The following is a 26407-nucleotide window of genomic DNA, read 5'->3' on the forward strand; positions in this document are numbered from 1 at the left end:
AGGGAAGTGCAGACATGGCATTAAAACTTCTAAAAAAACTGCTTTTTGACCGCCCTCTAAAGAACGGCGTTATATTAAATCATCAATACAAAATCGAAGAATGCCTCGGCATGGGCGGCTACGGTTTGGTTTATTTGTGCACCGATATTTTAACTCAAACACCTTATGTCTTAAAACAGCTTCGGTCGACAAAAGCGAAAAAGGAAAAAGAGAAAGTCCGGTTCCAGCAGGAAATAAAACTGCTCAAAAGCATTCATCACCCGCAAATCCCGGGCTTCATAGATGAGTTCATCATAGACGGACAGGCTTATTATGTCATGCAGCTCGTTGAGGGAGAGAATATAGAAGAATTATTATTTTTTCGAAAGCAGCCGTTCACAGAGCTTATGGCATTACAGATGATTTCGCAGCTGCTTGAGATTATAGAATACCTGCATGATCGCCTTATCTTTCACAGCGACATCAGAACGCCTAATATCATCATCAATAACGGCAGGCTCTGCCTCATTGATTTCGGCCTTGCAAAGCAATTGACTCCTGAAGAAACGAAGGAAATAAAGGTGCGAAAACAGGATGACTTCTTCGATCTCGGAGAAACGCTGTTATTTCTGCTGTACTCTCAATATAAAGGAAAAAAGAAGAAAAACGGCACTTGGCTGGAGGAATTAACGCTGACAAAAGAAGTAACCCTGCTGCTGAAAAAATTATTGGGCATTGATGAAGAGTATCAGCACACCGCTTCCATTCGCGAGGATCTAAACCGGGCCATTCAATCGGTCACATAAAAAAACCCTTGTCCCAAAAGCGGAACAAGAACTTTTTTCGGATTAACTGCTGCTGTAGCTCCGGCGTTTGTAACGATGACTCCCGCCATAACGGTCGTAGTGTCTTCTTTTGCCCGAGCTGCTGCTATAGCTGCGATAATGTCTGCGCCGGCTGCTGCTGTAATGCCGGTGTCTGCGATATCGGTCACTAGAACTGCTTGAGAGGTTTTTGATCGTTTTGATGAATTTTTTAAACATATACTGATCACCTCATTTCTTTCTTCCTATTATATATAGTTTATGGGAGAAAGAAAAACATCAGCGGGGTCACTCTTTTGAAAACAAAAACCGCGTTCCATACTCATTTGTCTCCAACTCATAAGTCATCGCGAGCAGTCTGCATATATCCTCAATAATCTTCAACCCAAGCCCCTCACTGTTCTCATTCCGATCAAATCCAATACCATCATCGCGGATAGAAACAGTGCCATTTTCGATCCTGACTTCCATCTTTTCAGCTTTTGAATGCTTTAACGTATTTTGAAAAATATTATCAAACAGCCTTTGCATCCATAACACGTTGCTCACCCATATCACATCTTGATCTGCCGGCTTAAAGTGCAATTCAATCCCATTCATACTATATAAATAATCCCACTTTTTCACCGCTGTTTCTAACAGCTCATTTAGACGCACTTCTTCATTTACGATATAAGAACTTTCTAGCGTTTCGGCGGAATATAGATTGAATTCATTGGTTAATTCCGAGATATAATCGATTTGCTGATACAACGATTCGAATACGGCCTGATCATGACATTGGCCTTCCAAATAAAACAACTGCAGCCTGAGAGCTGTTAAAGGTGTGTTAATGTCATGACGCAGTTTTTGCAAAAGCTCCTTTTTGATTTCCTCCTGCTGTTTCAATTCCAGTTCACGATATGTCGTCCGTTCAATTAACAAATTGACCGACTTGATCAGCTCCCCGATTTCATCAGCGCGTTTCACTTCTATTTTATCCGGCACCTTTTGATCACTCGCCAGATGCCGAATGGTATGATGTAATAGATTGATTTTATGCAGCAGAGAATGAATCGACTTCGAAAATAAAAAAGCTAACAATAAGAGTGATAACAAAAATACAATGAGCATTGCAGGATATGCAAACGACCTATGAAAAGGCGTACCGTGATTCATTGATTTAAACATGTTTTCATAAATGACAGACATCAAAATACTAACCGCCAGCAATAGCACCGGGACACTAATGACAGCCGTACATAATAACAACATATATTTTGTCTTTAACTTCATTTCTTCACAACGGTATTCAGCCGATACCCTTCTCCATATATATTTTCAATAATCTCACCCGCTTGATCGTTGATTTTGGCTCTTATTTTTTTAATGTGCACATTGACGATATTCGGGTTTCTGTCTTCGAGCTGCCACAGATATTCAAAGAAATGATCCTTTGTCAGGGTGCTGTCCCTATTTTCATATAAATAAAAGAAAATTTTCCGCTCAATCGCAGTAAACAATACCTCATCATGCAGGCTTTCATTGAACACTTTTTTCGTTACTGCATCAATATACAAATGTTTGATTTGCGTAAAGGTGCCATAATGATGCTCAAGCATATTCCGCATTCTTAATAGCAGCTCTCTCGGATCAAAGGGCTTTACCATATAATCCTCGCCGATCTGCAAACCTTGAAGCTTGCTGTCCATGTCATTGCGGGCTGAGAGAAAAATAACCGGAATGCCCAGCCCCAGCTCTTTGATTTTTGCAGACATTTGATACCCGTCTTCACCCGGCAGCATCACATCCATAATGACCAAATCCACCTTCTGAATCACCGAAAGCACATCCGCCCCATCTGTTTTCCATATCACACGATATCCCTCACGCTGCAAAATCTTTTGCAGCAAATCACCAATCATCACATCGTCTTCAACGATTAAAATATGATAACCCTTCATCCTAGCGAACCTTTCTCATAAACTCCATGGACAGTTTATATATTTGATCAGGCTGATATAAATAAATACTGTGTGTTCCCCTCAGTTCCTTTATATCGGCAGTATTGAATTGAGCCGCAAACGCTTCATAGTCTTTTCGGTTTTGTATAGCATACTTTGAATGTCTATTTTGGTCAGAGACCGCATCTAAAATCAAGACGGGAGTTTCCTTTGGCGCCGGCAGATTCACAGATTTGCTGCCGTTTTGGTAAGACTGCAAAAGCTCATGCTCCATATCTGCATTAAAAAATTGCTTAAAGTTAATGGCTTTATAGATTTCTTTTTCTTCATCAGTTAAAAACGACTGCCGAATCACCTCAGGATTATATACAGCGGAAGGTATAAACCGATGAAAACCAATCGAGGTTAACAGGTGGAACCCTCTCACTTTCAATCGGTCAACTCCGCTCAATTTATACGTGACGTACTGCTGGGGCAATCCAATATCCATCGCAATAATGGCCTTGATTTCCTTAGGATATTTCTGTGCCCAATACATCGCTTCAATCCCGGATATCGAATGAGGCATTAAAATATAAGGAGGCTTATTTCCGCTTTTCATAAGCGCTTTCCTTGTCTGTTCCAGTATCGTATCAATATCTCTGTCATCGTTAGACACATCACTGTATCCATAACCTGCCCGATCAACAACAGCAATCTTGTTTTCCTTTGAAAACTTACTGTACAAACCTTTCATCTCATAAGCAGGCGCAGCAATCCCCGAGCCGGACATAAACACAAACGTATCCTTCCCGCTTCCCTCTTGATACACATTCATCTTTTTACCGTCAATATCGACCAATGTGCCTTTTTCTTTAAGAAGTGCTGCTTCCTTATTTAGTTGGCAATGGTGATAAATAAATACCGAGACGGATACAAGCAAAACCAAAGCAGCTAAGCTGCAAAAAAAGATTTTTACGACTTTCCATAATGTTTTCATAAGATGCTCCTTTCACGTGATACGGAAAGGATACGATATGAAAATAAATTTCTGATTAACTTTGGAGAGATTTTATTTCCACATTTGACTTTGTCCTTACGGAAAGGTGTACATTTGGAGCAAGGAGGTGATCGCTTGCTATCGATCGGAGAATTTTCAAAGATATGCAAAGTATCAACAAAAACACTGCGATACTATGATGAAATCGAACTCATTCACCCCGAAGATATTAATCCTGAAAATGGATATCGGAGGGTCTATCCGCAAAGTCCGAGAATTTCTTATACGCAGCCTTCTCCAAGGAGAACGACATTGAGAAGGCTACCGCTTATATCAATCTTTCACAAAACATAATTCAGGGGTATTTAATCTATTTATTCCTATTTATTCACACAACAAAGTCACCACAAAGCCTTTTTCTCTTCTTCCTGCTCGATAAACAGATGATTTTCAGGACGGCCCAAAACAGAAAAAAGAGCCAAAAGCAACTTCCATCCTCGAAGCGGACTTCCGCATCTAAACTTCAACACTTCCCCTTCCGTTAAAGTAAACCTCAAAGTTGGGCTTGTACACCAAGCAATCTTCACTTGAATAACATGCTCACCAGGCGGCACATCAATTCGCAGCCTCCCTCCATCTTTGATATTTCCCATCTCAGCCCCATCAATTAACACTGAAAACTCTCTCAATTTGTTGATGTACTGCGATGTCCTGCTCATTTCAATGTACGTCTTTTGATTCATGATGACACATCCTCAAAGTAGTGATTACAGGCGAGAAGCATTAGAATCCTTCCGCCATATCGTTATTTCCATTCCTAGTATATTATAAATTGCTGTACCTCAGATCTCCGTCGGCAAAAATCTCTTTCAGCTTCAGTGTGCCTTCTACTTGGGCTTATAAAAAACACCCGCTTGTATAACGAGCGGATGTTAGATCTTTCGAAATTATTGATTAATATCTTTTAGCGCTTGTTTCGGTTGCGAATTGAAAATCATCAATGATGCAATAATGGCAATCATAACCCCTAACGCACCAACCCAGGTAATCGAGGCCAATGATACGTTTTCTACAAAAACCCCTCCTATTCCTGCGCCGACTGCCATGGCGAGTTGCATCATGGACTGATTCATGCTGAGCAAAACACCTGACATTTCCGGTTCTATTGTAGCCAAGTGAAATTGCTGTGTCGGACCGGTAGACCATGCGGCAAACGACCATAATATGAGAATCACCAACACGCCGATATAGGAATGAGTAACAAGTGACAGCAGAATCAGTGTGACGATATGCAATGTCATCCCTCCAACAAGTGTAAAGGGCACTCCCCATTTGTCGGTGCTATATCCCCCAAACTTCGACCCAACCAAACTGGCAATTCCAAATATAAGCAAAACACCGCTAAGCAGCTTGCCGTTTATACCTGAGATGTTCAAGAGATACGGTGACAAATAAGTGTAAGCAACAGAATATCCCCCGAGCCAAAAGAAAGTGATTGATAATCCCATAGCCACTTTCCGTTTTTTGAAAAGAGCAAGCTGTTGAAGTAAAGGCACAGGCTTATCCCCTTTAGTATGCGGGAGAGTAAAGAAAATAACGGCCATTGCGATCAATCCCAACAAAGCAATGGCTCCAAATACAGACTTCCAGCCTAGTGCAACTGCTATCATTCTTCCAAGCGGAACACCTATGATTAAAGAAGCGGTAAATCCCATCACGACAGTAGCGATGGCACTGCCCTGCTTTCCTTCCGATGCAATCTTAGCGGCAATGGTTAAAGCGGTAACAACAACCACACCTGCTCCCATCGCCATAATGATCCGCGCTGCAATAAACCATCCATAACCAGGCAGTACAAAAGCCAGGACATTACCGAACACAAACAAACCGAGGGCATACATCATCAATTTGCGTCTATCCATACTTGCTGTCAATGCCATAAGTACGGGTGTGGAAAGAGCATATACAAGTGAAAAAATGGTAATAAGCTGGCCCGCGGCAGCCAAAGTGATCCCGAGAGTATGAGCAATTTGATCCAAAATTCCCGAAATGATGTACTCTGAGGTTCCAACTAAAAAGCTGACAATGGCTAAAATATAAATTTTCCAAGTATTAGACATAAAACATTCACTCCTTAATTATTAATAAACATATCACGATATATCGATATGTTATTACAAAAAATAAACACATCGTAATATGTCGATATGTATGGTGCAAAAATAAACATCTTTTGATGTTTATTTTTATATCTCTGTTTTAAGAAAGTCAGCAAGTTTCCCAATGGCTTCTTCATCTCTTTTGTAGTATGTGTACTTTCCAATACGCTCCGCCTTAATCAAACCGGCTCTTAAAAGGATGGTAAGATATTGAGAAGCTGTCGATTGCGTCATTTTCAATTTGTCTGTTATTTGACTGACACATACCCCGATTGTGTTCATATCAATCCCTTCATGGGGTGCAAAATGACGATCGGGCTCCTTCAGCCATTGTAAAATTTGCAGCCTTGATTCATTTGATAAAGCTTTGAATACTTCAATTGGCTCCATACCAATTATTATATCGTTATATTTCGATATGTCAATTCGTTTTTTGGTACTCATTTCGAGGAATGAAACTGAAGACAGCATATCAAAAACCCTACACTTTCGAATGGGTCTCATTATCATGTTATTCTTGGGGGAACTCGGCGGTGACTTTGTTAACCGAAGCAAAGCTTCTAATTTAAATCAATAAAACATTTTGAATTTGGCTAAGGGAGTAAACAACACTATTCGCTAGAGGCTTACGTTTCACAGATGTTTGGGTTCGGGTATTTTGGATGTTTTTAATGAATTTGGCATTGACTAAGCACCAGCACCAAATTCATGAATTTAAATTAGATGTGAAAAAACATCCGCTCGTAACAAAAGCGGATGTTAGATCTTTCAGCAGGAATAACAAGTCCGCTCGTGGGTTATGAATAAAAAATAGTAATGATGACATAACTGTAAAGCAAAAGAAGCGGCAGGTAATATTTTGAATGCCCTCTCCCTGGCTTGAATAGCAGGGATCATCAAACATTTATATTAAAGATTTTTCTCTAGATCATTACATAATTTAAATACCATTACTCGTTCACCTGTCCGGGAGCTTAAATCAGTATGAAAACTTATCACTTTTTCTCCGGTGATTTTTAGGATAATATCCTTAAGACCTTCTATACCTGATTCGACTAACTCCGAGCGAGTTTGTTTAATAGATAACATACCCTCTTTTGATCCACACACTACATATTCAGCTGGTGTTAAAATCCCTTTTAAATTGACGATGACCATATCCCGGAGTATATCAGTTTTAACAGATACAGACCCGCGCCCAAGATAATCTTTCTCCCATTGAGTAATGGACTTACTGATCTCTGATTCAATAGAACCTTTCGATTTTTTCATATATCATACATCTCCTGAGCAAAAAAATTGGCATATTCTATTTGTGATTTCGTCTCATTAATATTCTCTTACAACATGTCCTTCATATACACCTTCAATATCCAAATCAGTATTACCGTTTCTTGTGACCACTATCATTTTGGATAACATATTTTCCTCCATCATAGAGTGTATATGCAAAAATCGAATGCTTCCTAAATGGGTTTCCTCAACTTCTTCATAAGATTGTAGATGATAAAAATCAATTGCTTTTCTTATTACTTTTTTCATACATTCCATATTTTCACGATCAAACGAGTTCATGTCCTCTATTGTTTTCGTGACAAAATCAGTTAAATTAGAGTCCATATCTTCTCCTTAGAGCTGTTTTTTTCATATATAGGTGCATAGAAGTTCTTCCATTTCATCATGACAAGCAATGATCAGGTTGACCTGTTTTCATAGCAGGAACCTCCACCATTGATGATGTTCCATCCTCTTGATTAATGATTAAGCCTCGAACTTTAACATATGACGGCACTAATGGATGATGACGAATGAGATCAACACTTTTTTCAATGGTGTCACTGCTATTTTCATGTAGCCATTCATCGACCGTACCACCTAAAAATTCAGGTTTGCAATTCTTAAAGAGATAATCCAATGTTTGTATTTTATCTTTCATTGCTTCAAGTTGAGTAAGTCTATGACCTGTGGAAGTTTTCTTATCTTTTGTTCCTACTACAAAAATCTCCTCAACATCTTCCTGGAAAATCGCAAAAATAACAGACCTCATGATTTCTCCATAAGGATGTGAAATACTGGCACCATAGCTTTGTATAGTCAACATACTTTCTGCAGGAGTGTTAGTCACTTCTTGTAAAATAGGCTCCAAGCCGTTTTCAATGTCCGTCAAAAATAATACTTTTTTATTTTGATTTCCATTCATATAGCACACCTCTTCCTTATGTTTAGTATTGAGTAACAAATCCATTTAATAAATGTTTAGATTCATAATTACCAGCTTTCCCAACATCCTTCTGGATCAATACTAGCCAGTCGGACCCATCCATTTTGAACTTTTTGCATAAATGCTGAGTCATTGTTTAATAACCGTTCTACATATTCTTTAGGTGCTTGAATGAGTATCAACAAACGAAGCGGAGAATGATAGGCTTCGTGATCTGATTTCATGACGGATTGCCAAGGCAGTCCGGCTAACAAGTCACTTGCATTCCCCTGCATAACGCCGAGACCTGCTGTAACGGTTTGAGTTGCTTTATTTCCGCTGCCATAATAATGAGGTGCTACCGTTGATGCGTAATATTGTAAATTAATCCATTGGGCCACAGTTCCAGGTCCTGCAATAATATTTGCTAGGATTTCGCCGCTTTCATCCTGTTTCCAATCATAATTATGGAGAAAGGCTCTTCCTTCCAAATCACAATCCTGGGTTAATTCACGTTGGCCGATAATAAAAGAAGCATTACGAGCCAGCCCCCATTCCGGACGTATCTCACTCCAATCCTCCGCCAATCGGTCTGCCTCAGCCTTCGGATTTTTAAGTTTTGATTGGAAATTCGGTAATTGGGCTAGACGTTCTGCGTTTACATGGTGTCTCACTTTCGGCATAACAGCTTCAATTTGTTCAAATGCTTCTTGTGCAGCTTCAGAAAGCTCCGGTACATAAAGCCAATGTAATTCATCCACCGTTGTATTATGTTCAGCTGCTGCAAACACCGTATCCTCAGGGATTTTAATTCCTTCAGTTAAAAGTGCTTCTCTCACCTCTGAAAGATTACATAAAGCAGCTAAAACTCTTGCATTGAATCCACCGGCCGCTCCACCGCAGGCGCCACAGTCAAGTGCTGCGGAATAAGGATTATTGGTACTTTGACTGCCGTGCCCGCATATCACAACCAATGGTGCGATATTCTCTGTTAACCCCATCATTTTTAATGCTTGGCGAGCATAGTTCACTTTTTCTTCATCAGTAAAACCCACAGGTATTTCCGCCTCTGTAGCATCATGATGAAGCGAGAGTTTTGTATCAGGTTTGCGCAGCCAAGCCTCACGGAGATTACGAATGAAACGACCCGCTTTTCTTGGCACAAAGCTACGTGCTGCCATTTGCAGAGTAAGCCAAGGTCCGCTTAGCTCAGGCAGTAGTAAGCTTGAAAGCACATTCTGTTTCATCGTTTTAAATGTATAGCTTAACGAATGAACTGCTTGCTTCCGTTGATTGTATTTGTTGAATGCATCCTCATCCGCGAACTCTTTTATTCTATTTTGCGGTTTTTGTATGATCGGCAAGGAGGCATGACTGTGTTTACTGCCAAGTTCACAAGTTGCAATCGGCACCCCGAAGAAACCTGCGATGCCAATCGTTTCAAACGGACCTTCTTTTTCTAGATGACGGCGAAAAGGTTCTGATCGTACATCAATGCAGAATGCTAATTGAGCTAATGCAGATTTTTTACCGGTTTCACGTTGTATCGAGATGATCTTCTGGCTCAATCGATCAGTGTAAGTTTGTTCCCAAGCTTCTAACCAAAGTTTCCTGCGAAGTTTCTCATCAAAGCTGTAGGCAAATGATAAATATTCATTTTGTTCACTGGCCGGCATCTGTGACCATTCCTCTAATGTAAGCCCACCCCAATGAATCCAAGCTGCTATAAGGGGAGCAATCGAAATTTTTTTCTCAGCTCGTTCATTAGTCAAAGGCAAATATGGCTTTATCAGAGCCCACTCCATGGATAATCGAACCGCTAAATATTCTGTTAAGAGTGCATGTTCATGGCTCGATTGTTGGGAGCGCCAAAGCATCATCCCTGCCCATCCAGGTAAGGAAAGTAAGTGAGCTTCAAGATAAGCCTGGATTTCTGATTCAGGGATTCCTAGTGCGAATAAGGCTTCTTGTAAAGCCAAATGCGCCTCTTGCGGCAAACCTTTTAACCTTTCACGCTGCTTTTTGCTAAGTGCTGGATCATATTGAATGAGCTGCTGCCAGGCACGATAGAAACCTTCCTCACGATTGGGCATTGTCCAACCGGCTTGAGAGTCATCAAGATATAATTTACTCCACTTAATGACATGATGATCTAGTATAGTGACTAACCTTTCACCATCTTGATTCTCTATATATGAACTTAGTGGTTCCATAAAAACATTATCGATAGGATCCAATCCACTACATCCACTTACTAATTTCTCCATCTCGTGTGATGATAAAAGATCGGAAGGTAATGGATCCAATTGTAATCCCGCATGACAAAACCGTTCTGCCACGTCCCGTGGGATGTGAAAGGAATGTGAATCAAGCCAACGCTGCAGCCCCATTTCCACAAAAACTTCATCAATCTCACCTTTATTCTTTGCTGAACGGATCATAGACACACTTGGGTATATATCAACATCACGCGTATTTTTCAACCAGCTTGCAACCTGATCAAAAGTCTGGTTTTCAAGTCCCATCCACGGATTGCGTGCAGCAAATGTAGAAATAGGCCAAAGTGGCGCAATCACTCGGCTGGCAGATGTAATCAAAACGTTAAGATCCCTTTCTTGAACATCAATATCTGTATCTATCTTTTTTACATTTTCTTTCGTTAATACGGATGTAATGCCCATCTCAGATTAGCTCCTTATGATAAATATTGTTTAAGGTAGTCTGGGTGACTCTCCACTGACTTTGGTTTTGCTTCACCTAACCGAACTAGCCAAAGATAGAGTATCGTGAAGAAAACGGAAGAACGATGACGAGCAACCCACGAACCTAAAGCACTGCCAAATAGGAAGAGGCATACGACAATGATGACAGCTGGCATTGGAGGCTGAGCAGTTTGAGAAACGGCTGCATGCAGCCAATCATAGAAAAGGTTATGAATGATAAAATATATAAAGGCTGCTCCTCCTAAAACGATTAAGCCGGCAATTCGGCCAATTCGCCCCTCTCCAAAAGCTACAAGCTGAGTCCAGGAAACGGACAATGACCACCCTAAGATCAGCGCACTCATTAATTGATATCCGTCTCCAGGAGCAGTGAGCCAAAAAGCAACACCTATAACTAAGGCTAACGTACGACCAGCCACGAGCCATAAATAGGATGATCTCTCTTTAACACGAGTCGATACTTCATGACGCTGTACGGCTGAACCAGCCTGTAAAAACAACGTAGCTTTAAATAAACCATGTAAAATAAGATGAATAATGGCTGCTATATAGGCCCCTAGTGCACACTGAATGAGCATAAATCCCATTTGTCCAATCGTGGAGCCTACTAATTGGCGTTTATAATCAACTTGGACTAAACTAATACCAGTTCCAATCAATACAGAAATGCCAGCAAGCAGAAGTAAGATAATCGAAGCGATACCGCCATGAAATAGAGGTGAAAATCGAGTTAGTATTATTCCTCCTGCATTTACTAAACCTGCATGCATAATTGCAGAAACAGGGGTTGGAGCAACAATAGACTCAACTAACCATCTTTGGAATGGCCATTGACCTGCAGGAATAATTACCGCTAGTACAATCAATAGCTGAATCCCTGTTCTCTCCCATTCTCCCAGCCCAGCTAAACTTTCATTTGTTACAACCAATGATAACTGCCATTGACCTGTGGCATGAAAAAGCCACATCATTGCAAAAAACAAAGAAAACCAACTTAACAAAAATAACCGGCCAGAAATTTTGGCTGCTTCACTAGCCACTTGCCAAGCACTGTTTAACCTTATCAGTAAAGTTAAACCAACAAGAGTTGCTCCCCAAAATAAAACCATCAAACGGAGATCGCCACTTAACCACGTCATTGAAGCAGCACCTGTTGTAAAAGTAAAAAGCACAAAGTATTTGCGATAAGATCGATCCCCCATTAAGTAACGTACAGAAAAACGCTGAATAACGAATCCAATTGCAAGAACAAAGAAAGTCATTAAACAAGCTAAGGTATCTAAGTGCCAAGGGCCAACATTTCCACTCACACTGCTATTGGCAAGGATCAGTAAGGCAACCAAAAGTGGTAAAGCCAAAATCCCAATATGAATGCGAACAAAACTCAAGGGCACTCGCGGATGTAAAAACAAAAGTCCACTTATCCCAGAAGCAATCAGCATAATAAAAAATAATGTTAATAATGATGACAAACTCAGCGAAACTAACATTTCAAATTCTCCCTTTTTAAATGTCGTTATTGCTCATACGACCTTTAAATCAGATCATATTTTTCAATAATGGATACAAATTTTATGTATCTCTAATTTTTCCAACAAAAAAACCGACAACCTCAAAATTTCAATGATGATTGCAGATCATTGAATCTTGAAAATTGTCGGCTTCACTTCAACTAACTTCAGCGAAGTTTTTTGAAGAGCTACCTTATTATTGGTCATTTTATTTTATACAATATTTTAAGTTCATTCTAAAGGAATGAAATCACCGCTACACTTTAATTTAGTGCTTGATTATAAATAAATCGACTTATGTTTCTCTTTCATTTAAATTAGGATACTTTTTCATCCTGTCAAGATTAGTTGAAAGAATGCTAAAGTCCTATTCACAAACGAAAATAAACATCTGGTTGCGATTTTTAAGTTAAGTATAAGATATGCTAAATTTTAAACATTGTCAAGATGTCGGAATACGGAGAATGAAGTATCAAATCCTTCTTCCCCTTTAAATATACATCCTAAATCTTTATCCGAGGCTTATGATATCTATCACTTTTTTTTTTGTAGAAATACAAGATGAATTTTATAATCATTTTTCTATTTTCTTGTTTAGTAAATAACTGAGTTCAATTAGGAACTATAAATGAATACTGGTTCCTACTTTATTTTCAACAGCCTTAACGACCAAGAAATTGAACTAGCTGTTATGGATATTGTTATAGCTAGAATTCTCCAATTTCTCCGTAGATGTCACTTTCCTTAAAAATACCTTCTTTAATATATGGATTCTAAAGCTTTGAATAGGAATCTTTATAAAAAAGTTTATCATTTTAGGTTACGATTTTTTGAACATTAGCACCCGATTGTTGAATAAATCTAAAGGTTTTTTGACTTGTTTTCCTTTCTTTTGAAGCGATAAAGAAGTATGTTTTCACATTTTTCATAAATTTTCATGGTAGTTTGAGTAATATTTAGTTTAGGTAATGTTAAATATATAAAAGTTGAAACTGCTAGGCTTATTAATACTCCTGCTAAAACATCAAAAGGATAATGAACCCCAACCCATATACGTGAGACTCCCACAAGAACAGCTAACAATACCCATAAAATTGACCAGCCTCTCTTAAAGAGCCAGAATGAAATACAATATGAGAAGAATAAAATTGTATGGTCACTTGGAAAAGAATTGTCTTTTTCTTTATGTATCAGTTTATTAACCTCTCCCAATTCAACAAAAGGTTGATAATTCGAGTGAAATACCCCTGAAACCTTCCCTATCGTAAAGGCACAAATGAAAGCGATAGATGCACAAAGAATCATAATTCTATTATCCGTATCTCTTGTAAACCAAATAAAAAGAACACTTAGTGCAAGTAAAAAAACCATATATTCAGCAATAAAACTAAATACAGGATTCAAAAAGGGATATTCTTTTCCTAAGTCATTAACTAGTCTAAACAGTGATATATTAACTTCTGAAATATCCAAACCCAACACCATCCAATCTCTTTTTAGAACATAATAAAAGAAAATTAGATGACCTGCCATCGAATCAAATTACATTATTTGAGATTACAGTTACATTTTTGTAAGATTGGTGTCACATCATTTATGTAAAAAGGGGACCCAAAATCAATTGGAATCCCCTTATAATTTTTAGTTACCTGCCTCTTTAGTTAAAATAGAAAAATACCCTTAGACAAAAATTGTCTAAGGGAAAAAGCATCGCAACATTTTTATAAACGTCGTAACTTTATTTTAAAGCTACAAAAACAACCAAAGGGGTTAAACATTTTACTCCACAGTAACACTCTTCGCAAGGTTACGAGGCTTATCAACATCACAGCCGCGATGCAGCGCAGCATAGTAAGCGATCAGCTGCAATGGAACAACAGATACCAACGGAGCAAGCGCTGGGTTTACTTCCGGCAGTACGAATCTGTCATCCGCATCGTCTAGGCCTTTTAGTGAGAAGATGCATGTGTTTGCTCCGCGAGCGGCAACTTCTTTGACGTTTCCGCGGATGCTTAAGTTTACGTGCTCTTGTGTTGCCAGTGCGAATACTGGTGTGCCTTGTTCGATCAGGGCAATCGTGCCGTGCTTCAGCTCTCCGCCGGCAAAGCCTTCTGCCTGGATGTAAGAAATCTCTTTCAGCTTCAGTGCGCCTTCGACACATACGAAGTAGTCAAGACCGCGTCCGATGAAGAAAGCGTTTCTGGATACAGTCAGATATTCACGGGCGATCATTTCCATTTCGTCTTTCTGGTCGCATAAAGCTTCCATTGCGTTTGCCGCGATACCGAGTTCTTTGACGAGGTCAAATCCGATATCGATGCCGTTTTTGTCAGCAGCCACAGAAGCAAGAACCGCAAGAACTGCGATTTGTGCAGTGTATGCCTTCGTTGACGCAACAGCGATTTCAGGGCCTGCATGAAGCAGCAATGTATAGTCAGCTTCACGAGAAAGCGTTGATCCAGGTACGTTTGTGATTGTCAGGGCTTTGTGTCCGAGCGCTTTGACTTGAACGAGAACCGCGCGGCTGTCTGCTGTTTCTCCACTTTGAGAAAGGAAAATGAAGAGCGGTTTCTTAGACAGAAGCGGCATGTTGTAGGAGAATTCACTCGCTACATGCACTTCAACCGGCACGTTTGCCCACATTTCAATATATTGTTTACCGACAAGTCCTGCATGGTAGCTTGTTCCGCAGCCAATGATATAGATGCGGTCCGCTTCCGCTACAGCGGAAGCGATATCGCCAGGCACAGACAGCTTGCCGTTTTCATCTTGATACGTTTGGATGATTTTGCGCATAACAACTGGCTGCTCATCCGTTTCTTTCAACATGTAGTGAGGGTACGTGCCTTTTTCGATATCACTGGCATCAAGCTCAGCAATATAAGACGCACGTGTAATCACGTCACCATCAAGGTTTTTGATGACAACTTGGTCATCAGTGACGATAACCATTTCTTTATCCATCAGCTCAACATATTCGTTGGTTACTTGAAGCATCGCCATCGCATCAGATGCTACGACGTTGAATGTGTCTCCAAGGCCTACTAATAGAGGGCTTTTGTTTTTCGCTACAAAAATCGTTTCTCTGTTGTCGTTATCGAATAAAGCAATTGCATAAGAGCCTTTTAACAGTGTAAGTGTTTTGCGGAACGCTTCTTCTGTCTCAAGTCCTCCATTGACGAATTGCTCGATTACTTGAACGACCACTTCTGTATCGGTGTCACTTTTAAGCTCTACATCTTGCAAATACTCTTGCTTCAGCTGAACATAGTTCTCGATCACGCCGTTATGAACAAGTGTAAAGCGGCCCAGTGCGCTTTGATGCGGGTGAGCGTTCAGATAGCTTGGTTCGCCGTGTGTTGCCCAGCGAGTATGCCCAATTCCGGCTTTCGCTTCTACATTGGCATCCACAACTTCACGAAGATCTGCAATGCGTCCTTTTTCTTTGAACACATGGATTCCCTGTTCATTGGCAACAGCAATACCAGCAGAGTCATATCCGCGATACTCAAGCTTTTCTAACCCTTTTAATAAAATTTCCTTCGCATCAAGCTGACCGATATAACCTACGATTCCACACATATTTTTCTTCCTCCTAAGATGGTAAAAGGAGACGAAGAAAGTCAAATTTCAAGGGGACTTTCAATCGTCCCCTCCTACATGTTTTTTGGAAGATCATGTGATTTCTCTTTGTTCAAGGAGTCACCCCCTTGGTTTGAAGAAATCCTTACGGCTGTGATCTGTATACTCAGCCGGGAGGCATCCGCCGAAAATTCGATAACCTCCATCCTCGTCAACTAAGCCTTTTTCCGGGCGCTTAGTTCGGGCGCTATAATTATAGGTAAATCCATAATCCCGTCTACTTTTCCTATTAAGAAAGTAAGAACAAGACAAGCTTGATTTTACAGCATGTGGCATAAACGGTCAATTGTTTTTTAAACAACTTTGCCGTATGTCTCACAATTATCATATGTAAACGTCGCTTGTCTTGTTCGCTCTCTGATTAGAGACTTCGTTACTCTAATCCCATTTCTGACCGGACGACTTCAACAATGCGATTGACATACTCATCGCACAGCTCTTTCGTCTTCGCTTCAGCCATGACACGGACGAGCGGTTCAGTTCCTGAAGGGCGCACCAAAATCCGGCCGTCGCCGTTCATTTCTTTTTCAACTTCAGAAATAACTGCTTTTACTTTTTCATTTTCTTCAACTTTATATTTATCAGTCACTCTCACATTGACTAACAGCTGCGGGAACTTTTGCATTTCAGCTGCAAGCTCTGACAGAGGCTTGCCTGTTGCTTTCAAAGTGTTCATCAGCATAATAGCAGACAATAATCCGTCCCCTGTCGTGTTGTAATCAAGGAAAATAAGATGTCCTGACTGCTCTCCGCCGACATTATAGCCATCTTTTTTCATTGCTTCTACTACATAGCGGTCTCCGACAGCTGTCTGCACGCTTTTGATGCCTTCTTTCTCGAGCGCCTTATAGAAGCCGAGGTTGCTCATCACGGTTGAAACCACTGTATCATCCTTTAAGCGACCCTCTGATTTCAGGTGTTTTGAGCATATGTACATGATTTGGTCGCCATCAACGATATTTCCTTTTTCATCAACAGCAATCAGGCGGTCGCCATCACCATCGAACGCAAGGCCGAGATCGGCGTTTTTCTCTTTGACAAACGCGCTGAGCGCTTCAGGATGAGTCGATCCGACGCCGTCATTAATGTTTAATCCGTTCGGGGAAGTCCCCATTGTTGAAACATCGGCATCTAAATCAGCAAACAGGTGTGTCGCCAAGGATGACGTTGCGCCATGAGCACAGTCAAGTGCCACATGAATGCCTGTGAAATCTTCATCGGCTGTCTGTTTTAAGAATTGCAGATATTTTTGTCCGCCTTCAAAATAATCGTTAACAAGCCCAAGATCGGCTCCGACCGGTCTTGGCAGCTTATCCTCAGGTTCGTCCATCAGGCGCTCAATTTCAGCCTCCTGTTCATCAGAAAGCTTGAATCCGTCTCCCCCAAAGAACTTGATGCCGTTATCCTGCACTGGGTTATGAGAAGCGGAAATCATGACGCCCGCCTCTGCATCCATCGCTTTTGTCAAATAGGATACACCCGGTGTAGAAATGACACCCAGACGCATGACTTCTGCGCCAATGGATAAAAGTCCGGCGACAAGGGCTCCCTCCAGCATATGGCCGGAGATGCGTGTATCGCGGCCTATCAGCACTTTTGGACGTTGTTTGTCTTTTGTCAGCACATAACCGCCGAAACGTCCGACTTTAAAGGCCAGCTCAGGTGTAAGCTCACTATTGGCGACACCTCTTACACCGTCTGTTCCAAAATACTTGCCCATTTTGTAATCGCTCCTTTTTTATTCCGATGAGGATTGTGAATCCGCAGTGGATTCATCCTCATCCTGATCTTGGTTTTCGTCTTGGTTTTGATCGTTGCTGTTTTTATCAGTGTTCTTTGTATCTTCTTGCTGATTGTTCTTTTGATCATTTGTTTGTTTGTCTGTGTCATCCTGATTTCCTGATGTATTGCTGCTGTTATCATTCGTTGATGTATTGCTTTTTTTGGATGTCAGCTTGATTTTGGCGTTTTTCTGCCCCAAGGACCAGGTTACATTCTGAGGTCCGTTTACTTCAAGCTTCACGCTATGCTCCCCGTCCTCTAAATCTGAAACATTCACATACAATTCGATATCCGATTTTTTCAGTTTTTTTATATTCGCAGGAGAGCCTTTAGCCGTTATGTCTATCGCTTGTGATTCAGGATCAAGAAATTCAATGTTTTGTGAACTGCTCAGCCCTACAGTCTTGATAGAGACATTCTCAAACTTCTGATCCGCTTCACTATCGACTTCTATATGCAAAGTCACCTTTGACGGCGAGATTTTTTTGACGCCGTCAGGAAGCGGAATATCTGCCTCGATATCGGAATCCTTGTTAATTTTGCTTAAATCTAAGCTGACGCCATCAATAAATTCAAGAGAATCCAACACATCCTGTGAGCCGTAAACCGTTACCTCACTGGGGCTGGATTCAATTTTCGCTATGCTGACACCGTCAGGAAGGCTTCCTGTCCGTTCAATTTTAAAGGGCACTTTTTTACTTGGGCTTGTCACCGGAACGGTAATCTTGATGACCGAGGGCTCAACGTCGACAGGAAGCGCGTTTCCGTCTTTATCATAGACAGTCACTTTCGCTTCCTTTTCAATCGTCTCATCTGCGTTTTCCAAATTCACTGAAGCTTTGACAAGAGAAATATTATCGATCACATTTTTAGATCCGGTAATCTGCACATTTTTCGGACTGACAATCGGCTGCTCCGGAGAATAGCCTTTTTTCATCTTGCTTTTATTGTAGTACTCCACCTCTACAGGAAAGCTTTTGGTCGTCCGTTCCTGTATGGTCACTGTCGTAACAGACGGATTAATTGAGATTGTCAGCCCATCCGACACATTTTTGGCCTTAAGCTCAACCTTATGTGTGCCGGTTTTCAAATGTTCCATATCGGCGTATATTTCAAAGTTCTTGGTCTGCCTAGCCTTTTTCACGGCACTTGTCGAGCCTTTTATCGTGACATTAACCGTTTGCGGAACACCTGTCACGACGTAATTTTCATCATCATAATACGCTTTAACCGGAATATCGGTCAGAGTTGCTTCATCAGTTGTTGATGTCGGAAAGAAAGATTCACCCGGTTTTTTCGGAGTCGGTGCTTGGTTGCTGTTAACCGCCACATAAAGCAAGAGCGCGAAAAGCAGAGCAATGATTTTCACAGCCCAGCGGTTGTTTAAGAATTTATCCATTTTTCTTGCCCCTCCAATACCAGCGGATAGAAGAAGTGTCTCTGGTGTTTTTCTTAAACTCGGCTTCAAGCATTTCTTTCAGCGCTTCTTCTGTCAGCTCTCTGTGAAGGTCGCCGTTCTTTGCCACACTGACGCCGCCGGTCTCTTCAGACACAATAATCGTCAAACTGTCTGTTACCTCACTGATGCCGACAGCCGCTCTGTGCCGCGTGCCCAATTCTTTTGAAATAAACGGGCTTTCAGAAAGCGGCAAATAACAGGCGGCCGCGGCAATTTCATTATTCTTCATAATCACCGCACCGTCATGAAGCGGGGTGTTTGGGATAAAAATATTAATCAGCAGCTCAGAGCTGACTTTGGCATTCAGTGGTATGCCGGTCTCAATATAATCCCCCATTCCAGTATCCCGCTCAATGGTCAGCAGGGCGCCTATACGGCGTTTCGCCATATAATTGATCGCTTTTGTGATGGCCTCAATCGTTTTCTGCTGCGCTTCTTCTACAGGCGTGCCGCTCCTTGAAAAAAAGCGGCCGCGGCCTAGCTGTTCAAGCGCTCTTCTCAGCTCAGGCTGAAAGATAATAATAATTGCTAAAAATCCCCATGTTATCGCTTGGTCCATCAGCCACTGAAGTGTGCTGAGGCCCAAATATTGGCTGGCCATACGAACAAGCACGATGACTACAATTCCTTTTAACAGCTGAACCGCTTTCGTGCCGCGTATCACCATAATCAATTTATATATCACATACCAAACAAGGAGAATATCAACGGCATTGCCGAGGTACTGCAAAAAAGGGATATCCTCAAAAGCCATTTCCTCGTCCTCCAAGATTTCAGTCATTTCGTATTTTGTGTTTTACGTGTTACGCATATGTACTTTACATAGCGAGCCCATTATACCACATATCGATTTAGCAAGTGAAATGAGCCAGCCGCTCAGCCCGCAAAAAAAGAGCAAAGCGGCTAACGCGCTTTACTCTTCTCCGTTCGGATTGAATGCATTGAGTACACTTTTCCCCGCAGACTTCATCTTGTACCATGTCCAGTCGAATAATTGATTGATTTCTTCAATTTGACCGGTGACTTGTCCAGCAGAGGCCATATACTTTTCGCCGTTCACGACGGTTACATCCCCGTCTATTTTGCCTTTAATAATCAGCTTGCCGTTTTTGACAGTGACATCACCTTTAACCGTCTCACCTTCCGGCACGGTCACAGTATGGTTATGAACCACAAGATTCGGCTGCTTGGACACGCTGAAATTGTGGTCATTATGCCAGCTGTTAAAAAAACCTCCGCCCATCAAAATGATGAATACCGCAGCAGCTGCGATAACGGGATGGCTTCTGAACCATCTTTTCACAGAAGCTCTTTTCTTCTCCTTAGGCAATTTTGCCATGACATTAGCGGTAAAATCCGCGGGGGCTTCGACATGCGATGTGCTCCGTACGAGCGCTATAGATTTCTCCATCTCGTAAAAATGCTTTCTGCATGTCTCGCATGTCTCCAGATGTTCATTTAATACGTGTTCATCTTTTGGAAGGATATCTCCATCAAGATGCATATGCATAAGCTGCACAATTTGTTCAGGACAGCTCATTTCATCACCCCACTTAAAGATCCCTTAATTGTTTTCTAAGAGCCTCTCTGCCTCTGTGAATCCGCGTTTTCACAGTCCCCACAGGAATGTTTAGAATCTCCCCGATTTCAATTAATGAGAGTTCGTCAATATACTTTAATACGATGACTGTTCTGTATTTGTCAGGAAGCTTTAAAATTTTCTGCTGAATCGTGTTTGAGAGCTCCAGCGACACAACTGCATCTTCAGGCAAAACACCATCTGCGGCGATTTGAGAATACATGGTCAAGCCTTCCGTACCAGCCACCTCTGCATCGAGGTAATAATCCGGCTTCTTTTTGCGAATGCGGTCAATGGTCAAATTGGTCGCGATTCGATAAAGCCAAGTTGAAAATTTCCGGTTAATATCAAAACTGTCGATATTAACGTACGCTCTGATGAAAGCCTCCTGTGCAATATCCTCCGCCTCATGCACATTGCCAAGCATACGGTAGCAAAGCTGATAAATTTTATCTTTGTAAATATCTACGATGTCCGCAAATGCATCCTGGTCGCCTTTTTTGACTTGTTTAATTCTTTTTTTAATCATCATTTCCATATTTATCTAACCTCTGCCTTCACCGGTCTGTATGTATACGAGCTTCGTTTCAAAAGGTTTCAATTTTTTTATAAAATAAGTTTATCAAATTTTTGGCAGGGTGTAGATGGTAATTCGTGAATAAACTACCTTAACATATTTTTAAAATTATTATACAGACTGAACAGTTAGAAGTTGGAATGAATTTTAAAAAAGAAAAAAGACACCTTTTGGTCAAAGGTGTCTGTGACTGGGCTAGCTGGATTCGAACCAACGCATGACGGAGTCAAAGTCCGTTGCCTTACCGCTTGGCTATAGCCCAATAATGGTGGAGGGGGGCAGATTCGAACTGCCGAACCCTGAGGGAGCGGATTTACAGTCCGCCGCGTTTAGCCACTTCGCTACCCCTCCACATTAAATTTAGAAAAACAGTGCCGGCAAGAGGACTTGAACCCCCAACCTACTGATTACAAGTCAGTTGCTCTACCAATTGAGCTACACCGGCAAGATGGTGGAGGATGACGGGCTCGAACCGCCGACCCTCTGCTTGTAAGGCAGATGCTCTCCCAGCTGAGCTAATCCTCCAAATGGTGACCCGTACGGGATTCGAACCCGTGTTACCGCCGTGAAAGGGCGGTGTCTTAACCGCTTGACCAACGGGCCGTTGTGTTCTCGTCGAGCTGACAAAAGTTATTATATACAGGTCACCCCCTGTTTGTAAAGAGAAAAATTAAATTTTTTATTTTCAAACTTTTTAACTCCTTTTTTAACTGAAAAAGCCTCCCAACTAAAGTCATTTATTTTATGATAGAGACAAGCAAAGCAAGAGAGGAGAAACCAATATGATTCTAGTCAGTTCCTGCCTTGGAGGCATTGAGTGCAGATATAACGGCTCTCACGCAGCGTCTGAGAAAATCAGAAAACTCGTCGCTAAAAATAGAGCAGTCATGGCTTGCCCTGAACTTCTTGGCGGCTTTTCAACCCCCCGTGAACCCGCAGAAATCATAGGAGGCACCGGCGAGGATGTCCTCAATGGAACCGCAAAAATCGTGACAGCTTCAGGAGAAGATGTCACAGAGCTATATATGGAAGGTGCCGCGAAAACATTGGCTTACGCAAAAGAAATCAACGCCACTGCCGTCATATTAAAAGAAAACAGTCCATCTTGCGGAAGCGGCTTTATCTATAACGGCACATTCTCTGGCAAAAAAATCCCCGGCAGCGGAGTAACCGCCGCACTGCTAAAACAAGCGGGCTACCGCGTCATTTCAGAAAATCAGCTAGACGACATATTGTAAGGAGGCCACCCCATGACTCAAGACATTTCTTTATCCTTCTATAAGCCTGAACACTTGCCCGAGCTTCAATCATTCACGCTCACCAACGATGACAAACGCTTCACCTCCCTTCCAAAAGAGGTGCTGTCTCAGGCTCTGGGCATACAGGACCGCTACCCGGTTGTCATCTTAAAAGACGACCTTCCAGTCGGTTTTTTCATTTTACATGCATCAAAAGAAACGCTAGCTTGCTATTCTAACAATCCATTTGCTTTACTGCTCAGCTCCCTGTCTTTAAACGCTGTGCATCACGGAAAAGGGTACGCGAAAAAAGCCATGCTTTTGCTTCCCTCTTTTGTGAGCGGATACTTTCCATGGTGCGACGAAATCATCTTGGCCGTCAATCATCTGAACATACGCGCAAAACACCTTTATATGAAATGCGGGTTCCTTGATAAAGGACGGCGAAGAATCGGGCCGCTTGGAGAACAGTTGATCCTTCATCATTTCTTATAGTCTTGAGTGAAATAAAATTTCAAAAATGTAAAAACATAGTTGAAATATCATAACAGAAATGAATATACTGAATATTGAGATATATCATTTTAAAACAGGGGGCATCCTCATGTCAGAATCACTAAACCTTCATCATCTTACAACGGAATCACGCAATAGCCAAACGGTTGAAATCCACAAAGCAAACACTCTCGGCATCCTCAAAATGATCAACAACGAAGATATGAAAGTCGCTGCAGCCGTTCAGGAGGTTCTCCCCGACATCAAAACAGCTGTAGACTGCGCGTATGATTCATTTCAACATGGAGGCCGGCTCATATATACAGGCGCAGGCACAAGCGGCAGACTCGGCATCATGGATGCTGTTGAATGTCCTCCCACTTACAGCGTAAGTCCTGATCAGGTCATCGGAATCATGGCTGGAGGCCCCGAAGCCTTTTTACAGGCAGCAGAGGGCATTGAAGACAGTGAAAAAGCAGGAGCTGAGGATTTAAGAAACATACAGCTCACGTCAAATGACACCGTCATTGCCATCGCAGCAAGCGGCCGTACACCTTACGCCGCAGGCGCCCTAAGATACGCCCGCGAAGTCGGAGCGCACACCATCGCCCTTACTTGCAATGAAAATTCCGTCATCAGCAAGGATGCGGACCACAGCATTGAGGTTGTCGTCGGACCTGAGGCCATTACAGGATCAACACGTATGAAAGCTGCAACCGCTCATAAAATGATTCTAAACATGATATCTACCGCTGTAATGGTAAAAATCGGCAAGGTCTACGAAAACTTGATGGTAGACGTCAACGTCAGCAACAAAAAACTAAAAGAACGCGCCATCAGCATCATCCAAATCCTTACAAACGTTTCATACGAAACAGCCAGGAAAACCCTGGAACAAGCCGATCATCACGTCAAAACAGCAATCGTTATGCTCAAAACCAGCACAGATCAGAAACAAGCAAAGACATTACTCGATGAAGCAAACGGTTTCATTGATAAAGCAATCGAAAATTACCATTCATGATAAGGAGAGAACTAGAATGGCAACAGGCGGTTTAGCGATCATCCAATCAATGAAGCATAAACTCCCTCCATCCGAGCGTAAACTTGCAGATTATATCCTAACCCATCCACACAAAGCAATCGAAAGCACCGTCAGCGAAATCAGCACCTTAGCCAATTCAAGTGACGCTGCCGTCATCAGGCTCTGCAAATCACTCGGATTAAAGGGATTTCAAGATTTAAAAATGAGAGTAGCGGGCGATCTGGCAAAGCCTACGTTTCAGGGCTACCGTGATATTGTTCCCCACGAGCCGCTGCCCTCTATTTCCGAAAAAGCGGCCGGCAATGCCATTCAAGCCATTCAGGATACTTCAGACCTGATGGACTACAAAGAACTGGAACAAGCGGTTTCTCTGCTTCTCAAAGCTCACACTGTGCATTTTATCGGCGTCGGGGCTTCCGGCATTGTCGCCAAGGACGCTCAGCAAAAGTGGCTTCGCATTCATAAACAAGCAACCGCGTTTACAGACACTCATCTTGTGGCATCTTTAATCGCAAATGCAGATAAAGACGACATCGTATTCGCCATTTCGTTCTCAGGAGAGACGCAGGAAATCATTGAACTGCTTGCCATGGCTAAGAAAAAAGGCATCACAACGATCAGCCTCACACAATTCAGTCAGACATCCGTCTCCGCACTGGCTGACGTCCCATTGTATACAGCCCATTCCAACGAAGCCTTGATTCGAAGTGCAGCCACTTCCTCCCGTCTCGCCCAGCTTTTTATGATAGATGTATTGTTTTTAGGCATGGCGGCTGAGCAATATGAAGAAACAACCAGCTATATCGATAAAACAAGAGAAGCCATACAATCTATGAGAAAAAAATAAAGCATCTTGAAGGGGAGGGGTTTTTAATGAGCAAAGAAAATAACTACCATCAACTCGCAAAGAAAATCCTCGAGTTATGCGGGGGGAAATCCAATATATCCTCATTTACGCATTGCATGACAAGGCTGCGCATTACACCTTACGATGAAAACAAAGCAGATGCTCAGGCTTTAAGAGCGCTTGACGGAGTATTGGGGGTCGTTGAGGCTGAAACCTTACAAATCATCCTCGGTACAGGAGTCGTCAATCATGTCACAACGGCTTTCTCCAAGCTCGTCTCAGCTGAAGAAGGTGTCGATGTGAATGAAGCAGCCGCCAAAAAGAAAGCCGATATCAATCGAAAGAACGCCACTCCTTTTAAACTTTTCTTACGTAAAATCGCCAGCATTTTTATCCCTCTTATTCCGGCTCTTGTCGCTTCCGGTTTAATTACCGGGATTACCAAAGCAAGTATTCAAGCCGGCTGGCTCTCTGCAGAATCACAAATTGCTGTTATCCTGACAATCATCGGATCAGGGCTGTTCACTTATCTCGGCATTCTTGTGGGTATCAACGCTTCAAAAGAATTTGGCGGGACACCCGCTCTTGGGGCTTTGGCCGGGATCTTGATTATCAATCCGGAGATCGCAAAGATCAGTTTATTTGGAGAAGAGCTTCTTCCGGGCAGGGGAGGCCTGATCGGAGTCCTTTTCGCTGCTATATTCATTGCTTACACCGAACAATTTATTCGCCGCTTTATTCCTCAATCACTCGATATCATTGTCACACCCACCGTTTCACTGTTAATCACCGGAATCGTAACGTATGTCGTATTCATGCCTTTAGGCGGATTCATTTCTGACGCCATTACATCCGGCCTTCTGTCCATCCTGGACATCGGCGGCATCGCTGCGGGCTTTATTCTGGGCGCAACCTTCCTTCCTCTCGTCGTAACCGGATTGCATCAAGGCTTGACGCCTGTGCACATGGAACTGATCAATTCAATTGGCAATGATCCTCTGCTCCCTATTTTGGCTATGGGAGGTGCAGGACAGGTAGGCGCGGCCTTTGCCGTCTTCGTGAAAACGAAAAAAACAACACTGAGAAAAGCAATCGCCGGCGGGCTTCCGTCAGGCCTGCTCGGCATTGGGGAACCACTCATTTTCGGAGTCACGCTGCCGCTTGGCCGTCCGTTTTTAACGGCATGCTTAGGTGCTGGAATCGGCGGCGCCTTTCAAGCTTATTTTCAAGTAGCCACCTTTGCGATTGGTGTCTCCGGACTGCCGCTTTCCTTTCTAGTCCTGCCTTCGCAAATCATCCTGTATATCGTCGGGCTCTTCATTTCCTACGCGGCCGGCTTTTTATTGACCTATGCATTCGGATATAAAGATGAAATGGCTTCTCAGTTCGATTAAATTGTTTCTGTTTTAGGGATAGTAAACGGGA

The 26407-nt window shown here is 42.1% G+C and carries 25 protein-coding genes, 5 tRNA genes and 1 pseudogene; 7 read left to right on the forward strand and 24 right to left on the reverse strand.

Annotated features, from left to right (window positions below):
• Window positions 1–14 precede the first annotated feature (14 nt).
• Window positions 15–785, forward strand: a complete 771-nt coding sequence (locus QA442_RS21355; protein WP_095431158.1) for a serine/threonine protein kinase — start codon at window positions 15–17, stop codon at window positions 783–785.
• Here QA442_RS21355 and QA442_RS21360 read toward each other — a convergent pair.
• From QA442_RS21360 to QA442_RS21375, 4 genes are read right to left on the reverse strand one after another with little or no spacing between them, the layout of a single operon-like run.
• Entirely contained in the window at window positions 770–1033 is a 264-nt protein-coding gene (locus QA442_RS21360) for a hypothetical protein (protein WP_081483590.1), read from the reverse strand. The genes QA442_RS21355 and QA442_RS21360 overlap by 16 nt on opposite strands.
• Window positions 1034–1091: 58 nt before the next feature.
• Window positions 1092–2078: a two-component system sensor histidine kinase YbdK gene (gene ybdK, locus QA442_RS21365; RefSeq protein ID WP_069148866.1), complete on the reverse strand. Its 987-nt coding sequence runs from the start codon at window positions 2076–2078 to the stop codon at window positions 1092–1094.
• Entirely contained in the window at window positions 2075–2746 is a 672-nt protein-coding gene (gene ybdJ / locus QA442_RS21370) for a two-component system response regulator YbdJ (RefSeq protein ID WP_095431157.1), read from the reverse strand. Before ybdJ ends, ybdK begins: the two co-directional genes overlap by 4 nt.
• A gap of 1 nt (window position 2747) precedes the next feature.
• Window positions 2748–3725 (reverse strand): alpha/beta hydrolase, encoded by a 978-nt coding sequence (locus QA442_RS21375; protein WP_095431156.1) that lies wholly within the window; start codon window positions 3723–3725, stop codon window positions 2748–2750.
• Window positions 3726–3860: 135 nt separating this feature from the next.
• Here QA442_RS21375 and QA442_RS21380 point away from each other — a divergent pair.
• Window positions 3861–3977, forward strand: a pseudogene (locus QA442_RS21380) (MerR family DNA-binding transcriptional regulator); the annotation flags it as partial.
• Window positions 3978–4126: 149 nt separating this feature from the next.
• Here the strand turns inward: QA442_RS21380 and QA442_RS21385 are convergent.
• The 20 genes from QA442_RS21385 to QA442_RS21480 form a co-directional block, all read right to left on the reverse strand.
• On the reverse strand, window positions 4127–4468 hold the full coding sequence (locus tag QA442_RS21385; protein ID WP_014662584.1) for a hypothetical protein: 342 nt from the start codon (window positions 4466–4468) through the stop codon (window positions 4127–4129).
• A gap of 204 nt (window positions 4469–4672) precedes the next feature.
• Window positions 4673–5845, reverse strand: a complete 1173-nt coding sequence (locus tag QA442_RS21390; protein WP_069839737.1) for an MFS transporter — start codon at window positions 5843–5845, stop codon at window positions 4673–4675.
• Between the two features lie 126 nt (window positions 5846–5971).
• Window positions 5972–6274, reverse strand: a complete 303-nt coding sequence (locus QA442_RS21395) for an ArsR/SmtB family transcription factor (RefSeq protein WP_003234907.1) — start codon at window positions 6272–6274, stop codon at window positions 5972–5974.
• A gap of 519 nt (window positions 6275–6793) precedes the next feature.
• A complete protein-coding gene (locus QA442_RS21400; protein ID WP_040084346.1) occupies window positions 6794–7156 on the reverse strand; it encodes a Na-translocating system protein MpsC family protein in 363 nt (120 codons plus the stop codon).
• Window positions 7157–7213: 57 nt separating this feature from the next.
• Window positions 7214–7504 (reverse strand): DUF6407 family protein, encoded by a 291-nt coding sequence (locus QA442_RS21405; protein ID WP_014662580.1) that lies wholly within the window; start codon window positions 7502–7504, stop codon window positions 7214–7216.
• A gap of 58 nt (window positions 7505–7562) precedes the next feature.
• A complete protein-coding gene (locus QA442_RS21410) occupies window positions 7563–8084 on the reverse strand; it encodes a carbonic anhydrase (RefSeq protein ID WP_069839735.1) in 522 nt (173 codons plus the stop codon).
• A 68-nt stretch (window positions 8085–8152) separates the two neighbouring features.
• Complete coding sequence (locus tag QA442_RS21415; protein WP_069839734.1) at window positions 8153–10765, reverse strand: DUF2309 domain-containing protein; 2613 nt, start codon at window positions 10763–10765, stop codon at window positions 8153–8155.
• A 14-nt stretch (window positions 10766–10779) separates the two neighbouring features.
• The gene (locus QA442_RS21420) at window positions 10780–12297 is read right to left on the reverse strand and encodes an NADH dehydrogenase subunit 5 (RefSeq protein WP_069839733.1); all 1518 of its coding nucleotides are present in this window, start codon (window positions 12295–12297) and stop codon (window positions 10780–10782) included.
• 882 nt (window positions 12298–13179) lie between these two features.
• On the reverse strand, window positions 13180–13803 hold the full coding sequence (locus tag QA442_RS21425) for an undecaprenyl-diphosphatase (RefSeq protein ID WP_080488010.1): 624 nt from the start codon (window positions 13801–13803) through the stop codon (window positions 13180–13182).
• 294 nt (window positions 13804–14097) lie between these two features.
• Window positions 14098–15900, reverse strand: coding sequence for a glutamine--fructose-6-phosphate transaminase (isomerizing) (glmS, locus tag QA442_RS21430; RefSeq protein ID WP_069839732.1), 1803 nt, complete (start codon window positions 15898–15900; stop codon window positions 14098–14100).
• A gap of 433 nt (window positions 15901–16333) precedes the next feature.
• Entirely contained in the window at window positions 16334–17680 is a 1347-nt protein-coding gene (glmM, locus tag QA442_RS21435; RefSeq protein WP_014112449.1) for a phosphoglucosamine mutase, read from the reverse strand.
• Window positions 17681–17698: 18 nt separating this feature from the next.
• Window positions 17699–19141: a CdaA regulatory protein CdaR gene (gene cdaR / locus QA442_RS21440; RefSeq protein WP_069839731.1), complete on the reverse strand. Its 1443-nt coding sequence runs from the start codon at window positions 19139–19141 to the stop codon at window positions 17699–17701.
• The gene (gene cdaA / locus QA442_RS21445) at window positions 19134–19955 is read right to left on the reverse strand and encodes a diadenylate cyclase CdaA (protein WP_014662568.1); all 822 of its coding nucleotides are present in this window, start codon (window positions 19953–19955) and stop codon (window positions 19134–19136) included. Before cdaA ends, cdaR begins: the two co-directional genes overlap by 8 nt.
• Before the next feature lie 159 nt (window positions 19956–20114).
• Window positions 20115–20741: an anti-sigma-W factor RsiW gene (gene rsiW / locus QA442_RS21450; protein WP_040084357.1), complete on the reverse strand. Its 627-nt coding sequence runs from the start codon at window positions 20739–20741 to the stop codon at window positions 20115–20117.
• Between the two features lie 13 nt (window positions 20742–20754).
• Window positions 20755–21318: an RNA polymerase sigma factor SigW gene (gene sigW, locus QA442_RS21455; RefSeq protein ID WP_003223646.1), complete on the reverse strand. Its 564-nt coding sequence runs from the start codon at window positions 21316–21318 to the stop codon at window positions 20755–20757.
• A gap of 229 nt (window positions 21319–21547) precedes the next feature.
• A tRNA-Gln gene (locus QA442_RS21460) sits at window positions 21548–21619 on the reverse strand.
• A gap of 4 nt (window positions 21620–21623) precedes the next feature.
• Window positions 21624–21708: transfer RNA gene (locus QA442_RS21465), tRNA-Tyr, on the reverse strand.
• A 21-nt stretch (window positions 21709–21729) separates the two neighbouring features.
• Window positions 21730–21802: transfer RNA gene (locus QA442_RS21470), tRNA-Thr, on the reverse strand.
• 4 nt (window positions 21803–21806) lie between these two features.
• A tRNA-Val gene (locus tag QA442_RS21475) sits at window positions 21807–21882 on the reverse strand.
• 3 nt (window positions 21883–21885) lie between these two features.
• A tRNA-Glu gene (locus QA442_RS21480) sits at window positions 21886–21960 on the reverse strand.
• 179 nt (window positions 21961–22139) lie between these two features.
• Here QA442_RS21480 and QA442_RS21485 point away from each other — a divergent pair.
• The 5 genes from QA442_RS21485 (at window position 22140) to QA442_RS21505 (ending at window position 26376) form a co-directional block, all read left to right on the forward strand.
• Window positions 22140–22595: a 2-thiouracil desulfurase family protein gene (locus tag QA442_RS21485; protein ID WP_069839730.1), complete on the forward strand. Its 456-nt coding sequence runs from the start codon at window positions 22140–22142 to the stop codon at window positions 22593–22595.
• Between the two features lie 12 nt (window positions 22596–22607).
• On the forward strand, window positions 22608–23090 hold the full coding sequence (locus tag QA442_RS21490; protein ID WP_095431155.1) for a GNAT family N-acetyltransferase: 483 nt from the start codon (window positions 22608–22610) through the stop codon (window positions 23088–23090).
• A 109-nt stretch (window positions 23091–23199) separates the two neighbouring features.
• Complete coding sequence (gene murQ / locus QA442_RS21495) at window positions 23200–24114, forward strand: N-acetylmuramic acid 6-phosphate etherase (RefSeq protein WP_069839728.1); 915 nt, start codon at window positions 23200–23202, stop codon at window positions 24112–24114.
• A gap of 16 nt (window positions 24115–24130) precedes the next feature.
• The gene (locus QA442_RS21500) at window positions 24131–24982 is read left to right on the forward strand and encodes a MurR/RpiR family transcriptional regulator (protein WP_069839727.1); all 852 of its coding nucleotides are present in this window, start codon (window positions 24131–24133) and stop codon (window positions 24980–24982) included.
• A 26-nt stretch (window positions 24983–25008) separates the two neighbouring features.
• On the forward strand, window positions 25009–26376 hold the full coding sequence (locus QA442_RS21505; RefSeq protein ID WP_040084365.1) for a PTS transporter subunit EIIC: 1368 nt from the start codon (window positions 25009–25011) through the stop codon (window positions 26374–26376).
• Window positions 26377–26407: the final 31 nt, after the last annotated feature.

This window comes from Bacillus stercoris (assembly GCF_029772985.1).
Classification (GTDB): domain Bacteria; phylum Bacillota; class Bacilli; order Bacillales; family Bacillaceae; genus Bacillus; species Bacillus stercoris.

Bases quoted from the DNA above. Each gene is read 5' to 3' on its own strand.
- QA442_RS21355 (WP_095431158.1), top strand. From the start codon at position 15: ATGGCATTAAAACTTCTAAAAAAACTGCTTTTTGACCGCCCTCTAAAG.
- ybdK (WP_069148866.1), bottom strand. From the start codon at position 2,078: ATGAAGTTAAAGACAAAATATATGTTGTTATTATGTACGGCTGTCATT.
- ybdJ (WP_095431157.1), bottom strand. From the start codon at position 2,746: ATGAAGGGTTATCATATTTTAATCGTTGAAGACGATGTGATGATTGGT.
- QA442_RS21375 (WP_095431156.1), bottom strand. From the start codon at position 3,725: ATGAAAACATTATGGAAAGTCGTAAAAATCTTTTTTTGCAGCTTAGCT.
- QA442_RS21385 (WP_014662584.1), bottom strand. From the start codon at position 4,468: ATGAATCAAAAGACGTACATTGAAATGAGCAGGACATCGCAGTACATC.
- QA442_RS21390 (WP_069839737.1), bottom strand. From the start codon at position 5,845: ATGTCTAATACTTGGAAAATTTATATTTTAGCCATTGTCAGCTTTTTA.
- QA442_RS21395 (WP_003234907.1), bottom strand. From the start codon at position 6,274: ATGGAGCCAATTGAAGTATTCAAAGCTTTATCAAATGAATCAAGGCTG.
- QA442_RS21400 (WP_040084346.1), bottom strand. From the start codon at position 7,156: ATGAAAAAATCGAAAGGTTCTATTGAATCAGAGATCAGTAAGTCCATT.
- QA442_RS21405 (WP_014662580.1), bottom strand. From the start codon at position 7,504: ATGGACTCTAATTTAACTGATTTTGTCACGAAAACAATAGAGGACATG.
- QA442_RS21410 (WP_069839735.1), bottom strand. From the start codon at position 8,084: ATGAATGGAAATCAAAATAAAAAAGTATTATTTTTGACGGACATTGAA.
- QA442_RS21415 (WP_069839734.1), bottom strand. From the start codon at position 10,765: ATGGGCATTACATCCGTATTAACGAAAGAAAATGTAAAAAAGATAGAT.
- QA442_RS21420 (WP_069839733.1), bottom strand. From the start codon at position 12,297: ATGTTAGTTTCGCTGAGTTTGTCATCATTATTAACATTATTTTTTATT.
- QA442_RS21425 (WP_080488010.1), bottom strand. From the start codon at position 13,803: ATGGTGTTGGGTTTGGATATTTCAGAAGTTAATATATCACTGTTTAGA.
- glmS (WP_069839732.1), bottom strand. From the start codon at position 15,900: ATGTGTGGAATCGTAGGTTATATCGGTCAGCTTGATGCGAAGGAAATT.
- glmM (WP_014112449.1), bottom strand. From the start codon at position 17,680: ATGGGCAAGTATTTTGGAACAGACGGTGTAAGAGGTGTCGCCAATAGT.
- cdaR (WP_069839731.1), bottom strand. From the start codon at position 19,141: ATGGATAAATTCTTAAACAACCGCTGGGCTGTGAAAATCATTGCTCTG.
- cdaA (WP_014662568.1), bottom strand. From the start codon at position 19,955: ATGGCTTTTGAGGATATCCCTTTTTTGCAGTACCTCGGCAATGCCGTT.
- rsiW (WP_040084357.1), bottom strand. From the start codon at position 20,741: ATGAGCTGTCCTGAACAAATTGTGCAGCTTATGCATATGCATCTTGAT.
- sigW (WP_003223646.1), bottom strand. From the start codon at position 21,318: ATGGAAATGATGATTAAAAAAAGAATTAAACAAGTCAAAAAAGGCGAC.
- QA442_RS21485 (WP_069839730.1), top strand. From the start codon at position 22,140: ATGATTCTAGTCAGTTCCTGCCTTGGAGGCATTGAGTGCAGATATAAC.
- QA442_RS21490 (WP_095431155.1), top strand. From the start codon at position 22,608: ATGACTCAAGACATTTCTTTATCCTTCTATAAGCCTGAACACTTGCCC.
- murQ (WP_069839728.1), top strand. From the start codon at position 23,200: ATGTCAGAATCACTAAACCTTCATCATCTTACAACGGAATCACGCAAT.
- QA442_RS21500 (WP_069839727.1), top strand. From the start codon at position 24,131: ATGGCAACAGGCGGTTTAGCGATCATCCAATCAATGAAGCATAAACTC.
- QA442_RS21505 (WP_040084365.1), top strand. From the start codon at position 25,009: ATGAGCAAAGAAAATAACTACCATCAACTCGCAAAGAAAATCCTCGAG.